This window comes from Flavobacterium sp., assembly GCF_028712645.1.
In the GTDB taxonomy this organism is placed as follows: domain Bacteria; phylum Bacteroidota; class Bacteroidia; order Flavobacteriales; family Flavobacteriaceae; genus Flavobacterium.
Window position 1 is genome coordinate 1 of record NZ_JAQTPQ010000069.1, and the last position, 13,974, is coordinate 13,974.

Sequence of the window (13,974 nt, forward strand, 5' to 3'; positions counted from 1 at the left end):
TTTGTATTACAAAAATCAAAACAATAAGTAGGTTTTCTTTAGCCATTGGACATACCAAAAAATGTATAAAAAAGGGCAGATAAACTGCCCTCATTTTCGTATATGTATCAAATCTATTGCTAGTTGGTTACTCCTCAGCAGAGCCAATGTCCTCTTCAATTTGACGGAGGTAATTTAACTAATCTAAAATAAAAAATCACCAACTATTTTTGACCACATTACCAAAAGAAAAAACCCTTAAAATCATACGATTTTAAGGGTTTTTAATTCAATTTGCTTTCCAGCTGGCGGAGAAAGAGGGACTGTAACCTATAGTATCATAAGTAATCATAAATACTCAATTATCTCTTAATTAACAGGTTGTTACAAATTATAAATAAAACAAAATATCATATAATATCACTACATATCTCAAAAATTGGGTGTAAATTTGGGTGTAACTTTTAACGCCCCCAATTATGAATAATATTAAAAGGAATATTATTTTTTCATTAGAGAACAGAAAGAAAAATGGTATTCCAATAGTTGAGAATGTGCCAATTCGAATGCGAGTAATTTTCGCAAATAACCGTATTGATTTTTCGACAGGATATCGTATCGATGTTGAAAAATGGAATTCCGATAAGCAACGTGTTAAAAATGGTTGCACAAATAAACTTAAACAAAGTGCTTCCGAAATAAATACTGATTTAGGAGATTATGAATCACGAATTGAGAAGATTTTTAAAATTTGGGAAACTCAAAATATACTTCCAACTTCTGAAATTTTAAAAAAAGAATTTAACGCTGGACAGAACTTAAAATTTGAAGATGATGCAGAACCGGAAAATGAAAAAGTAGATCTTATTAAAGCATTTGATGAGTTTGTAAAAGAATGTGGAAGGCAAAACAATTGGTCTGAATCAACTTTTGAAAAATTTGATAGTGTAAAAAATCATTTAGAAAGTTTTAATTCAAAACTGGCATTTGATTATTTTAATGAATTCGGACTGAATGAATATTTAATATTTCTACGTGACACTAAAAAAATGCGTAATAGTACTATTATTAAACAATTAGGTTTTCTAAAGTGGTTTCTTCGGTGGGGAAGCAATAAAGGTTATAATGAATTAAAGACTTATGAATCCTTTAAACCTAAGATGAAAAGTACCCCCAAAAAAGTTATATTTCTTACTTCGGACGAATTGACTAAACTTCGTGAATATAAGATCCCTGAGACAAAACAATATTTAGATCGTGTGCGAGATGTCTTTCTATTTACATGCTACAGTTCTTTGAGATATTCCGATGTAAATAATTTACGTCGAAGCGATATAAAGGCTGAGCATATAGAAGTAACAACGGTTAAAACAGCTGATAGTCTTATAATTGATTTGAATAATCATAGTAAAGCTATACTCGACAAATACAAGGATATTCATTTTGAAAATGATAAGGCGCTTCCCGTGATAAGTAATCAACGCATGAATGATTATTTGAAAGAGTTAGCGGAACTAGCTGGTATAAATGAACCAATACGAGAAACCTATTACAAAGGTAATGAACGTATTGATACCGTTACCCCAAAGTATGCTTTACTAGGAACACATGCAGGTCGCAGAACATTTATTTGTTATGCACTTTCCTTAAATATACCTGTTCAAGTAATAATGAAGTGGACAGGTCATAGTGATTATAAAGCTATGAAACCTTATATTGATGTGGCTGATAATGTAAGAGTAAATGCAATGAGTAAATTTAATGAAATATGATAGATATAAACTTGCTATTGCCCCATTATGGTAAACTTAACAGAATATTTCAAAACTCAGTTGAAACAAATGATATTTCTTTTGATAATCAATGTTTTATAACTGATTTCCATTGTAAATTTAGTGATCCTCAAGAATTTGATACAATGCTTGCAAATCTTGTTATTGAATTAGCTCCTGAAAAATACAGTATTTTATTTAAAAAATTATATGCTGAAATAAATAAAAATTTGGAATGTTACAGTCAAAACAAAATTTTTTTTGACAGCATTAACATTGAATATAAGATTAGTACATACGCTAAAAAATATGATTATTTAATTGAAGATCAAAGCAAAAAAGTGACTGAAATTAGAAATGATTACAAAGTTGTAAATGGAACTTTAGATAGTATTGGATTTAGGGAGCATACTAAACTTGAACTTGAAATGCTATGGAAAGAACACGCCTATCAAAAATCTCTTTTAGAACCAGAAGTACTTGAATTGAATGATTTATGGAAAAAAAAACAAGAATTAGAAATAGTTGCTTTTAAAAATGTGAATAATGTTTTTGGAAAAGTTTATGAGTTAAGTTTTGATTTTCAACAGATACTAATTGATTATTTAAGTGAGAAGGATATACAAAAAGATAATTCTATTGAAAATAAGACTAAATATTTAAATTCAAGACTGATATATTCTATTTATGTTATTTGTAATGGTAATATTTTTGAAGGAGCTTCTGAGGATGATTATAATAAAAATTTTAACTTATTACAAAGTTCATCTATTTTACAAAAAAAAGTTAGAAAGCTTTATTATATATGTTATTTAATTAAATTTCTTTCCGAAAGGATTGATCCTAATTTTAAAGAATACTGGATTGAAAAGATTCTTAAACAATTAAATATATCAAAAGTTCTAGAATATGAAAAAAGATTAAATGATATAGTCACTCAAAAAGGAAAAGGAAATAAAAGAGCAACTGAATTTTATGAATCTTTAGATGCAATTAAGCAATTAGAAACTCAATTAGACTCAAATAAATAATTTTCCTTAAAATTAAAACATATTTATTTTTAAATGATTAATTATCAATGTTTTATAATTTAATTATTTTATTTACCCCTGATTTTCCCTGATTTCCCCTATCTAATTTTACCATGTTGACAACAAGAAGCCAAAGTACAAGGCATTGTTTAATGTAACAGTAAATGACATGGAAATTAAGATATTAAAACAAAAGCCACTTTGGCAAATGACTGGAGAAGAATTTCTTTTCCTTCAAAACGACTCCCGCCAACCAAATTTAGAACCTAATGTATCTGTTAAAGAAGATAAAAGGTATGTCTATGGTATCAAAGGACTAGCAATGCTCTTTGGATGTAGCAAACCAACTGCAAATCGTATAAAACAGAGTAAAAAAATTGACCTTGCTATCACACAAATTGGCCGTAAAATTATTGTGGATGCTAGTCTTGCTCTTGAATTGGCAGGGAGGAAATCAGGAGGAAGGAGATAAGTTTATAAACAAGAAAGACAAGTTTAGAATAAAATTTCCATGCTTGTCTTTCTTGTTTGTTACAAAACAAAAAAGCGTTTAGACTTCCAATCCAAAAACGCTTTTTAATTTTTTTAATCTGGAATACTCTGCAAATATAGAGTACTTCCGCAATATCTTTTAATGTTATGGAAAAAAATTTAAGTTCAGAAGATTTATATCATTCTGAAACAGTTTCAAATACAATATATGATAAAATAATGAAGTATGTAGATTATAAGTATCGAATCCGATTTAACACAATTTCTCTTGATTATGAAATAAATATCATTGGAAATTCTAATTGGGAGTCTCTAAATTTATACTCATTACTTATTGAATTAAATAAGAATAATGTGGAAACTAATTATCAAAAGTTAGAAATTTTAATTAAATCAAATTTGATTGAACGATATGACCCAATTAAAGAATATTATTTAGAATTACCGAAATGGGATTTGAAAGTAGATTATATTGGAAATTTAGCTGCACATATCGAAACCGATGATAATATTGCTTTCACTAACCATTTTACAAAATGGTTAGCTCGAGCAGTAATTTGTGCTCTTAATAAAGAAAAGATAAATAAGCACTGTCTAGTACTTGCAAATGGTGACCAGCATAGTGGTAAATCAACATTTATTCAATATTTAATGCCCAAAAAAATCTCTAATTATATAGCTGAAGATATTGGAATGGATAGAGATTCAAGAGTTAAAATGTGCAAAAATTTGATAATTAACCTTGAAGAATTGTCTGTTATTGGTAAAACCGAAGTGAACTATCTTAAATCACTAATTTCAAAAGTTTTTATTAATGAACGTTTACCTTATGAACGTCGCGCTGAAAATCTCCCCCGAATCTGCTCATTTATCGGCAGTACAAATATGGTAGATTTTCTTAAAGATGAGACAGGAAGTGTGAGATGGATTATTTTTGATGTTATTGGAAGAATTAATTTCGATTATTCTAAAACTATTGATATTGATAATGTTTGGGCTCAAGCCTATTATCTAGCCTATTTTGATGTAGATTTTGAACCAGAACTCACACCTGAAGATATTATCGAAAATGAAAAAAGAAATGAGAAATATACTTCTTTAACTATCGAGCAGGAAGTAATTATAAAATACTTCGAAAAAACCGATGAACTTACCTATTTCTATACATCTACCGATGTTATGACTAAACTACTTCCTTTAGGATTGAAATTAAGTCGCGAAAAGTTAGGTAAAGCATTATCAGGATATAGGTTCATGAGATTAAAACATCCAAAAAAACAAGTTTACGGGTATTTGGCAAAACCAAAATTCGAAGCAAACCCATTTGATTTTAAAAATTAATAAACTACTTACCTACTTACCTTAACCCCTCCAAAATAAGACTTGAGGTTAGGTAAGTTGTGTTTTTTATGTCTTACCTAACTTACCTAACATTATAATAAAATGAAGGGAGTAGGTAGGATAGGTAAGAATTAGGTAGGTAACATTAGGCTGTTAAGTATTATGAATACAGATTAGGTAATTAGGTAGGTGAAAAACTATAATAATGTATTAATTTATTTTTTATCCCCTTTTGTTTTTTTAACGGAGAGCAAATTATTATAAAAAATGAACAAAAGGGTGTAAAAAAATAAAAGTTTTAATTAACTAAAAAGTTAATTAATTAAAAAACACAAAAACACAATAACATGTTATTGTGTTAATATGTTAACATATACATTAATACATATATTAAAACACAATAACACATTAATGTATTAATACATTAATACAATAACACATATATTAAAATACATTTTTTTCAAAATCATTTACCTGTTTTTACAAATTTGCAATTCTTGAAATTTATTTCTGGCTATTTCTTTCAAATTTAAAACCTATTAAATATAAGGTCAATGAATTTATCATCAATTAATGTATTTACTTAAATGATTAAATAATTAAATAATTTTAAAGCAAGGTATGTTAGGATATATATCGAAACTTAAAAACTAACGTTTTGAGTTTCGATATATCCTAACCCTTGCCCTGCGGGACTGAAAACCTCCGAAGTCGGTTTTCTTAAATGACTATATTATAAATATAAAATGAAGTATAATTATGGCACGATATAACAAAGGCGGAAGACCTGAAACAGAAAATAAAAGAGAAGTAAAAAAATTAATTTTATTTACTACAGAAGAATTTGAACTCTTAAAAATCAAGTATTCGGAATCAAAAACATATCATAATTTAAGTGATATGATTAGAGATATTCTACTAAAAAACGAATATAAAGTATTAACAACGGACCAGAAATTGTTGGTTGAAACTAGCTTTTTAATCGGTTTTGTTAAAAAAGTTGGAGTAAATTTCAACCAACTTTTAAGGCATTTTAATCAAAAAAAACTTGATAGTTTTTCAACTTTTGAAAAAGATGCTGTTATTTTCAATCTTCAAGAAATAAAAAAATCTTATGATTTAATCCTTACTTTTTTTAATAAAGAACAAAAATGATCGCAAATATTACCACAGGAAATAATGTTTATAATATGGTTAATTACAATCATAAGAAAGAAAATGAAGAGTTTGATGGAGAAAAAAAAGGTTTACTTCTAGGAGTTAATAATATATCTTTTAATGATTTTAAAACTATTATTGAAACAATAAGTATAAGTAATAATAGAAATTTAAATGTATCAAAACCCAATTTACACATTAGTATAAGTTTTCATAAAGAAGATATTTTAGACAATGAAACTATTTATAAAATAGGCGAGGAGTATATGCGAAAAATGGGATATTCAGATCAACCATATGCTATTTATAGGCATTTTGATAAAGAGCATCCCCATATACATATTGTTTCCTCTCAAATTGATATGCTTGGAAAATTTATTCGTCAAAAAGAAGTTGTAAATGGAAAGACAAAATACAAGAAAAATTATTTTGTGAGTCAAAAAATTAGTCGAGAACTTGAAGATACATATCAAATAACAAAGGCTGATGAGAAAAAAGAAAATTTTGATAATATTGATTTATCAACAGCTATCAATGAACATTTAGAACATGGCAAGCATAGTTTAGCTGCTATAATGAGAAAAATTATATACGAAGTTCTTGATAAAAAACCGTTAGATGAAAATCAATTTGATAAATTATTGGAGGAATACCAGTTAAGAAGAATTGTTATCTATGATAAAAACAACAAGCCAACTGGGAATTATTTTGATTTGTGTTCTTTTGAAAATCTTGAAAATGAAAACACAGTTCAAAATAGTTCCCATCGATTAAATGGTTCAGATTTAAGTAGTCTTTTGTCAGTAGACAACTTACATGATACTATCTTAAATTTTAAACTTGAAAAAGAAAATGGATTAAAAAACATGATGGGGCGTGTTTATTCTGTAATTAATCCCATTGAGGCTAATTTTGAAGCTATTGGTGTCACTAGAAGGTTAAGTGATCTAATAGTTGATTTTAAGAAAAAAGGAATCGAAATACAGGTAAAAAGAAGCCAAACAGGAAATAATCCAAATGCAATTTATGGATTGCTTTTTAAAAGCTTAGATATCGAACATATTTATTCAGCTTCGGAATTAAGAATTAAAACCATAAATCTTCTAAAAGTAATTGAAGATGATTTAAAAATGTTTCCAAAAGAAGCAGTAGGGTTTGATTTTTCTAAATTGGATTCTATTCCAAAAATTGAATATGTCAAAAAAAATAATAATTCAAAAAATCTGTTTATGGAAGCTTCTTTTCAAAAAGACAATTGCAGTAATTCCTTATCGCTTATTCTCGACATGTTTTCATCGATTTCGACACCAACACAAGCACTAACACAAAATGAAAAAAAAAGAGTTCAAAAAAGGAAGAGGAGAAGATTATAAAAAACTTTAATCTCTTTGAATTTAAAAGATAAATGAGAATCTTAAAATTCATCAGGCACAGAAAGCAATGTTAGTTTTACATAATAACTATCAATTTTTTCAATTAAAAATTCTCTAGAAAGTCTGAAATCATTCCAAACATCCTGGTCTAACAAATATTTAAAAAGAGCATCCTTTTCTATTTCAGTTGGGTGAATAAGACGAATTTGTTTTGTAATACAATACATTTCATATTCGTTTAACCTAGCTGCGAGATAATCTGAAGCAAATTTTTGTACGTTTAAATTCTCCATAATTTGCTATTTTAGTTATTGGAATATTTTATAGATATAATTTCCTCTTCGATTGATTCATATTGTGGCAATTCTATATTTCCAGTTAGTAAATAATTTTCTGATTGAGAGGGTTCTGTTATGTTCCCTTGAAAACATTTTAAAATAAACGTGTTGTTTTTTTTATCCATAACTAAAACATTTATTCTTTCCATATACGAATCATGTAAAGTTTCAAGAAGTTCTTTACTTGAAATAGAGCTGGCATCTATTACTCTTAATTTTGTTTCTTTAATATTTCTCATTTTTAAAATTTGACAATTAGTACTCCAACAAAGTTATATTAATTTAACCGATTTTAACTTACAATTTTATTTTATTTTTTTTATGATAATAAGGGATATTTGAAAAAAAATAACATGCTTTAATGTAATTTGAAAAAGCACTCATTATATATTCCTCACAATTTATCTTTTTTAGCCAATTTTATTCTGTTGAATTAAAAATATTGACTTTTAGTTAATGTTAGTTTGATTTTAATCAAAAGAATTCTTCGAGGCTCTGCCTCGGGGTAATTCATTGAGCATTTTTTTTGAATAACACTACAACAAAATAAATTTTCATATTTCATTATTTTGCGTACATTTGCATCAGAAACGAATAACATTACAAAAGCAATCAAATGCAGGTCAAGATAAAAGAAATAGCAAATATTCAGTTCGGTTATTACGGACAACCTAGTAAAGGCGGTACTATTCCGTATTTACAAGCCAAGCATTTCAATGAATTTGGTCAATATATTGGGGAGAATGACACCTTTTTAGAAAAAGATTCAAAAATAACAACTAATCTATTACAAGATGAAGATATACTTTTTGTGGCAAAAGGGTTTCGTTTTTTTGCAACTTTATATAAAAAAGACTTTGGCAATGCTATCGCATCTTCCATATTTTTTGTTTTAAGACCTGATAAAACTAGAATTATCCCAGCCTACTTGGTTTCGGTTTTAAATCTTCCTAAAAATTTGTTGCATTTTCAACAGTCTGGTGCCGGAAGTACAATTCCATCCATCCGTAAAAATGAACTGGCAGATTTTACATTTAACTTAATAGCATTGGAACAGCAACAAAAAGTAGTAGCGTTACAAGAATTATATTTTAAGGATATTCAAATTACAGACGCATTAATCAAGGAGAAACAAAAACTATTTCAAACAACAATTTCAAAAATCATAAAATAGATTTAAAATGGCTAAAGTAAAAAATGACGCTCCTGGAATGAAAGGGGAAAGAAGTAGAAACGACGATGGACAATTAAGACAAAAAAGAAGTGATACACATATTGGGACTATCGAACAAAAGTATAACATTGATCTAAATGTAAGAAGTGATATGCATTTAGGCACCTATTTAGAAAAAAACGATATTGCTTCATTAAATGATTTAGTAAATAATAATAAAAAATAATAGCTTCATAAAACAATCAATATGGCAGAGAATATAATTACACAAAGAGACATCAACAATATAGTTTGGAAAGCCTGTGACACTTTACGCCCTGTAATGGGAAGCGAGCAATACAAAGATTATATACTTACATTATTGTTTATAAAATACCTTTCCGATGTATGGAAAGACAAAGTGGAGCAATACCGCATTAAATACCCTGATAATGAAGAAATGGTACAACGCCAATTGCAAAGAGAGCGGTTTATATTGCCAGAAATAAGCAATTTCGATTACCTATATCAAAACCGTAGTGAGCCAAATATCGGTGAAATTATCGATCTAGGATTGACAGCTTTAGAGGATGCCAACCGTTCTAAATTGGCAATGGTATTCCGTAGTATTTCTTTCAATTCCGAAACGGTGTTTGGTCAAACCAAGCAGCGTAACGTCATTATGAAAAACTTATTGGTCGATTTCTCGGCACTAGATTTACAACCCTCCCATTTAGAAGGCAACGATATCATTGGCGACAGCTACGAATTTCTAATCTCGAAGTTTGCTGGGGAAAGTGGCAAAAAGTCTGGCGAGTTTTATACGCCAAGCGAAATAAGTACATTATTGGCAAAATTAGTTGACCCACAACCCGGAAATAGAATTTGTGATCCAACTTGTGGTTCGGGTTCTTTATTGATAAAAGTGGCTAACGAAGTGGAGGGGAAAAACTATTCGCTTTACGGTCAGGAAAACAATGGAAGTACTTGGGCTTTGTGTCGAATGAATATGTTTTTGCACGAACAAGACAGTGCCACAATTGAATGGGGCGATACCATCAACAACCCAAAGCTATTGGAGAAAGACAAGCTAATGAAGTTTCATATCGTCGTGGCAAATCCACCTTTCAGTTTAGACAAATGGGGTGCCGACACAGCAGCATCCGACCAGTTCAAGCGTTTCCATAGAGGAGTTCCTCCAAAAAGCAAAGGGGATTATGCTTTTATCAGTCATATGATAGAAACTACTTATGAAGATGTGGGCAAAGTGGGTGTAATTGTGCCACACGGCGTTTTGTTTCGTAGCAGTAGCGAAGGACAAATTCGGAAACAATTAATCGATGAAAATTTATTGGAAGCTGTTATTGGTTTACCTGCCAACCTGTTTTTTGGCACAGGAATTCCGGCAGCCATATTGATTTTCAATAGAGGAAAAGGAGCAAATAAAGACATTTTGTTTATTGATGCCAGTCGTGAATTCGAAAGCGGGAAAAACCAAAATAAATTCAGAGATAGTGATATTGAACATATTGTTACAGCTTTCAAGGCATTCAAAGCAGCTGCGCCATTAACCACTGAAAAAGGGGCTGTTATAGAAGACAAATACAGTTATCGTGCTACTATCGCTGATATTATTGAAAACGATTACAACCTGAATATTCCTCGTTATGTAGATACGTTTGAAGAAGAAGAGGAAGTAGATATTAAGGCTACGCATCTAAAGATAACAGAACTAAAAAGCCAACTTACCGAAGTAGAAAACCAAATGGAAAACTACTTAAAAGAGTTGGATTTAATCTAAAGCGTCAGTTCGAGTGTTTTTTGTGAAGTGAAACGGAACACAAAATGTATCGAGAACCTTTTAAATAATAATTTATAATAATCAATTTTTATGCAACCCAGCAAAATACAATATGTATCCGACCTTCATTTAGAATTCCCTAAAAACAAGGAATTTATAAAAGCCAATCCCTTATTACCTAGTGGTGATATATTGATATTGGCGGGTGATATTGTGCCTTTTGCCGTGATGGACAAACACCAAGATTTCTTTAGTTACTTATCCGACAATTTTCAAATGACCTATTGGATTCCCGGCAATCACGAATACTATTATTTTGATGCTGCTGACAAATCGGGTGTGCTATGGGAAGAAATTAGGACTAATGTTGTTTTGCTAAACAATAAGGTGGTCCAGCTTCAAGACACCAAATTGATTTTTTCTACACTATGGTCCAAAATTAGTCCAGCCAATCAGTGGAATGTGGAAAGAGGGCTTAGCGATTTTCACGTGATTAAATACAAGGGCAACCGACTGACTTCAGAAGTGTACAACCAGCTGCACGCGGACAGCATCAACTTTATCAATCAGGAACTACAATTGGAAAATCAAGGAAAAACGGTAGTGGTGACCCATCACGTTCCCACATTTATGAATTACCCTGAGATATATAAAGGAAGTAAAATAAATGAGGGTTTTGCAGTGGAACTTTTCGATACTATTGAAGCTTCTGCTGTTGACTATTGGATTTATGGACACAGTCACTACAACACGGCAGATTTTAAAATTGGCAATACACAAATGCTGACAAATCAACTAGGTTATATACATCACGAGGAAAACCTGCTTTTTAATCCTGATAAACACATAATAATTTGACATATAACATAATAAAGTTATATTTGCACAATAAAGTTAATCACTTTATTACTAATTTTTAACTTTATTAAAAGAGATATTATGAAAAAAGCTATTAATTACATCAACGAAACACTGGGCACGAATGCTTTAGAAAACCAAAACTCAAATTACTTTTTGGGCAATTTACCTTTGTACCTTTCCCAAACATATAAAGTATTTGATACCATTCTTTTCGATAAAAACATAGTCTTAGTAGAGCAAGCCAGTGAAGACAATTTTAGTATTTTACAAACAGAGAAACATTTGCAATTAATCAGAAGTGCTATAGGTAAAACTGTTGTTTTGGTTTTAGAAAATCTGCAATCCTACGATAGAAAACGATTAATTGAAAAAGGAATAAACTTTATTGTACCGGGTAAACAGCTTTTTTTGCCAGACCTATTTATCAATTTAAGCGAAAATTATACAAGAGCAAAAACAAAACAAAAAAACAAAAACTTGATGCCTTCCTCCCAGTTTTTGTTGCTATATCATATTATTCACGGCAATACTAATTGGAATATGGAAGAACATTCATTCAAAGAAATTGCCAAAAAATTAGAGTACACACCTATGGCGGTTTCTTATGCTGTTGAAGATTTAATGCAAAATGAACTAATTGAAGTAAGTGGTGAAAAGGAGAAATACATCAAATTTAAGTTCGAAAGAAAAGAATTATGGCGCAGAGCAGAAGAGCAAAATCTCCTAACAAGTCCGGTACTAAAAACAGTCTATGTTGATGACTTGACTGGCAATGTTTCTATGCTAAGAACAAATGCTTCAGCACTTCCGGAATATACAAGCCTAAATCCAAGCAAACAACACTACTATGCTATCGAAAAAAGCGCCTTTTATTTCTTGCAAAAAAACAACGGCTTAATTAATGCCAACACTCGAGAAGGAAAATATGCTATTGAAGTATGGAAATACAACCCGAGAACTTTAGCCGCTGAAATGCCAAATCATCAATCAGTAGTAGATCCATTGTCTTTATACCTAAGTCTAAAAGACAATCACGACGAAAGAGTAGAAATGGCTTTAGAACAAATAATAGAAAAAATGATATGGTAGTAGGATTAGATACATTTAGCGCACATTTCAAGGATTTCAAAGACAGTTACATCATCATTGGCGGAACCGCTTGTGATATCATTATCGAAGAAGCAGGGTTTACGCCTCGAGCTACTGATGATATTGATATCATATTAATCGTAGAGGCCTTGTCACCAGAATTTGTTGTTCAATTTTGGGAATTCATCAAACAAGGGCAGTATGCCATTCAACAAAAAAACCAAGAGGAAAGAAACTGCTATCGTTTTGCTGAACCAGCTACTCTGGGTTTCCCAAAACAACTAGAATTGTTTTGCAAAGTGCCCGATGTGATTGATGCCAACGAAGGAGCCCATCTTACCCCTATTCCTGTCGAAGAAGGATTATCTAGTTTGTCGGCTATTCTTTTGGATGAAGAATATTATGCCTATACCCTTAAAAATAGCGAACAAAAAGGCGATGTTCATTTCGCATTGCCGCACACGCTAATATGCCTCAAAGCTTTTGCTTTTTTGAACAACACCGAGAGAAAGGCAAGTGGTCAAGCTGTTCAGTCTGTAAATATAAAAAAGCACAAATACGATGTGTTCAGAATGGTCTTGATGCTGAATGCAAATGACGTATTCGAAACACCCGAAACTATAAAAGCCGATTTGCAAAAGTTTGCTGATCTGGTGAAAAACGAATTACCGAATCCTGCCATTTTCAAGGACAATGGATTTGGTGTTTGGGATATGCAGGAAATTTTCAATCGTTTTGTGAAACTTTTCCAATTAACGGAATAAAATAAATGAAGAAATAAAATAACTAATTACAAAACCAACCAAAATAGCTTTCCAATTAGATTGCTACAACAAAGAAAACAACCAAATATGATAGGAACTCAAACAACATCGGTAAATAGAATATTAGAAGAAATTGGAGTAGCATTAGATTTAACCGAAGATCAATATAGATTAGTTGAACAAAGGTATAAAGCTGTTGGAGACCATCTTTGTAAGGACACTTCATTATTGAAAGATTATGGACCGGATGTTATGCCTCAAGGTTCATTTCTTTTAGGTACAATGATAAAACCTATAATGGCGGATGATGAATTAGACGTTGATATTGTTTGCAGATTAAAAGGAAAGCACGACAGTTGGGCACAAGTTCATTTAAAACAAGAAGTCAAAAAACAAGTTGAACAAGATGAGCGTTATAAACAAATGCTTAATAAAAAGGAAGGAAAAAGATGTTGGAGAATTGATTATGCAGAAGACACCAAATTTCATTTAGACATTCTTCCAGCAATTGTAAGCCAGGATCACTTTACTTTAATGGAGAAACAGTATGTAAATTTAAGTCAAACGGATTTAGATAACTTGGCTGTTAGAATTACTGATAATACTCTTGACAATTACCATCACGATAAAATAACTCAAAATTGGCTAAAAAGCAATCCTTTTGGTTATGCTGCTTGGTTTAACGATAGGAAAAAAACGGCATATAATAGAACCATATTACTAAAAGAAAGTGTCAAACCATTACCTAAATTCCAATCAAAAAAAGAACCATTACAGAGAGTTGTCCAAATTCTAAAAAGACATAGAGATATTATGTTTGGT

15 protein-coding genes are annotated in these 13,974 nt (G+C 30.4%); 13 read left to right on the forward strand and 2 right to left on the reverse strand.

Translation table 11 applies throughout. The features are described from left to right. The first annotated feature begins 458 nt into the window (after nucleotides 1–458). The 6 genes from PHC28_RS07075 (at nucleotide 459) to PHC28_RS07100 (ending at nucleotide 7,146) form a co-directional block, all read left to right on the forward strand. A complete protein-coding gene (locus PHC28_RS07075) occupies nucleotides 459–1,751 on the forward strand; it encodes a site-specific integrase (RefSeq protein ID WP_300097701.1) in 1,293 nt (430 codons plus the stop codon). Next, entirely contained in the window at nucleotides 1,748–2,782 is a 1,035-nt protein-coding gene (locus PHC28_RS07080) for a hypothetical protein (protein ID WP_300097704.1), read from the forward strand. The genes PHC28_RS07075 and PHC28_RS07080 overlap by 4 nt, the downstream gene beginning before the upstream one ends. A gap of 169 nt (nucleotides 2,783–2,951) precedes the next feature. Continuing rightward, nucleotides 2,952–3,254, forward strand: a complete 303-nt coding sequence (locus PHC28_RS07085) for a DUF3853 family protein (RefSeq protein ID WP_300097707.1) — start codon at nucleotides 2,952–2,954, stop codon at nucleotides 3,252–3,254. Nucleotides 3,255–3,421: 167 nt separating this feature from the next. Beyond that, nucleotides 3,422–4,615: a VapE domain-containing protein gene (locus PHC28_RS07090; protein ID WP_300097710.1), complete on the forward strand. Its 1,194-nt coding sequence runs from the start codon at nucleotides 3,422–3,424 to the stop codon at nucleotides 4,613–4,615. A 759-nt stretch (nucleotides 4,616–5,374) separates the two neighbouring features. Beyond that, nucleotides 5,375–5,770: a hypothetical protein gene (locus PHC28_RS07095; protein WP_300097713.1), complete on the forward strand. Its 396-nt coding sequence runs from the start codon at nucleotides 5,375–5,377 to the stop codon at nucleotides 5,768–5,770. Further along, nucleotides 5,767–7,146: a relaxase/mobilization nuclease domain-containing protein gene (locus PHC28_RS07100; RefSeq protein WP_300097716.1), complete on the forward strand. Its 1,380-nt coding sequence runs from the start codon at nucleotides 5,767–5,769 to the stop codon at nucleotides 7,144–7,146. Before PHC28_RS07095 ends, PHC28_RS07100 begins: the two co-directional genes overlap by 4 nt. Nucleotides 7,147–7,187: 41 nt before the next feature. Here PHC28_RS07100 and PHC28_RS07105 read toward each other — a convergent pair whose 3' ends face one another. After that, nucleotides 7,188–7,439, reverse strand: a complete 252-nt coding sequence (locus PHC28_RS07105) for a hypothetical protein (protein ID WP_300097719.1) — start codon at nucleotides 7,437–7,439, stop codon at nucleotides 7,188–7,190. A gap of 11 nt (nucleotides 7,440–7,450) precedes the next feature. Continuing rightward, nucleotides 7,451–7,723 carry a hypothetical protein gene (locus PHC28_RS07110; protein WP_300097722.1) on the reverse strand — a complete coding sequence of 91 codons (273 nt, stop codon included), beginning with the start codon at nucleotides 7,721–7,723 and terminating at the stop codon, nucleotides 7,451–7,453. Between the two features lie 377 nt (nucleotides 7,724–8,100). On the opposite strand from PHC28_RS07110, the gene PHC28_RS07115 reads away from it, so the two are divergent. The 7 genes from PHC28_RS07115 to PHC28_RS07145 all read left to right on the forward strand — a co-directional run. Next, nucleotides 8,101–8,658: a restriction endonuclease subunit S gene (locus PHC28_RS07115; protein ID WP_300097725.1), complete on the forward strand. Its 558-nt coding sequence runs from the start codon at nucleotides 8,101–8,103 to the stop codon at nucleotides 8,656–8,658. Between the two features lie 7 nt (nucleotides 8,659–8,665). Then, nucleotides 8,666–8,884: a hypothetical protein gene (locus PHC28_RS07120; protein ID WP_208639978.1), complete on the forward strand. Its 219-nt coding sequence runs from the start codon at nucleotides 8,666–8,668 to the stop codon at nucleotides 8,882–8,884. A gap of 21 nt (nucleotides 8,885–8,905) precedes the next feature. Beyond that, nucleotides 8,906–10,438, forward strand: a complete 1,533-nt coding sequence (locus PHC28_RS07125) for a type I restriction-modification system subunit M (RefSeq protein WP_300097736.1) — start codon at nucleotides 8,906–8,908, stop codon at nucleotides 10,436–10,438. Between the two features lie 90 nt (nucleotides 10,439–10,528). Then, nucleotides 10,529–11,296 carry a metallophosphoesterase gene (locus PHC28_RS07130; RefSeq protein WP_300097739.1) on the forward strand — a complete coding sequence of 256 codons (768 nt, stop codon included), beginning with the start codon at nucleotides 10,529–10,531 and terminating at the stop codon, nucleotides 11,294–11,296. Nucleotides 11,297–11,377: 81 nt separating this feature from the next. Then, the gene (locus PHC28_RS07135) at nucleotides 11,378–12,388 is read left to right on the forward strand and encodes a helix-turn-helix domain-containing protein (RefSeq protein WP_300097743.1); all 1,011 of its coding nucleotides are present in this window, start codon (nucleotides 11,378–11,380) and stop codon (nucleotides 12,386–12,388) included. Further along, complete coding sequence (locus PHC28_RS07140; protein WP_300097746.1) at nucleotides 12,382–13,152, forward strand: hypothetical protein; 771 nt, start codon at nucleotides 12,382–12,384, stop codon at nucleotides 13,150–13,152. The genes PHC28_RS07135 and PHC28_RS07140 overlap by 7 nt, the downstream gene beginning before the upstream one ends. An 87-nt stretch (nucleotides 13,153–13,239) precedes the next feature. Beyond that, nucleotides 13,240–13,974, forward strand: a 735-nt coding sequence (locus tag PHC28_RS07145; protein ID WP_300097749.1) for a nucleotidyltransferase, incomplete at its 3' end; no start/stop codon positions are given.

Excerpts from the sequence above, each read along its gene's own strand:
- PHC28_RS07075 (WP_300097701.1), top strand. The coding sequence starts at position 459 with ATGAATAATATTAAAAGGAATATTATTTTTTCATTAGAGAACAGAAAG.
- PHC28_RS07080 (WP_300097704.1), top strand. The coding sequence starts at position 1,748 with ATGATAGATATAAACTTGCTATTGCCCCATTATGGTAAACTTAACAGA.
- PHC28_RS07085 (WP_300097707.1), top strand. The coding sequence starts at position 2,952 with ATGGAAATTAAGATATTAAAACAAAAGCCACTTTGGCAAATGACTGGA.
- PHC28_RS07090 (WP_300097710.1), top strand. The coding sequence starts at position 3,422 with ATGGAAAAAAATTTAAGTTCAGAAGATTTATATCATTCTGAAACAGTT.
- PHC28_RS07095 (WP_300097713.1), top strand. The coding sequence starts at position 5,375 with ATGGCACGATATAACAAAGGCGGAAGACCTGAAACAGAAAATAAAAGA.
- PHC28_RS07100 (WP_300097716.1), top strand. The coding sequence starts at position 5,767 with ATGATCGCAAATATTACCACAGGAAATAATGTTTATAATATGGTTAAT.
- PHC28_RS07105 (WP_300097719.1), bottom strand. The coding sequence starts at position 7,439 with ATGGAGAATTTAAACGTACAAAAATTTGCTTCAGATTATCTCGCAGCT.
- PHC28_RS07110 (WP_300097722.1), bottom strand. The coding sequence starts at position 7,723 with ATGAGAAATATTAAAGAAACAAAATTAAGAGTAATAGATGCCAGCTCT.
- PHC28_RS07115 (WP_300097725.1), top strand. The coding sequence starts at position 8,101 with ATGCAGGTCAAGATAAAAGAAATAGCAAATATTCAGTTCGGTTATTAC.
- PHC28_RS07120 (WP_208639978.1), top strand. The coding sequence starts at position 8,666 with ATGGCTAAAGTAAAAAATGACGCTCCTGGAATGAAAGGGGAAAGAAGT.
- PHC28_RS07125 (WP_300097736.1), top strand. The coding sequence starts at position 8,906 with ATGGCAGAGAATATAATTACACAAAGAGACATCAACAATATAGTTTGG.
- PHC28_RS07130 (WP_300097739.1), top strand. The coding sequence starts at position 10,529 with ATGCAACCCAGCAAAATACAATATGTATCCGACCTTCATTTAGAATTC.
- PHC28_RS07135 (WP_300097743.1), top strand. The coding sequence starts at position 11,378 with ATGAAAAAAGCTATTAATTACATCAACGAAACACTGGGCACGAATGCT.
- PHC28_RS07140 (WP_300097746.1), top strand. The coding sequence starts at position 12,382 with ATGGTAGTAGGATTAGATACATTTAGCGCACATTTCAAGGATTTCAAA.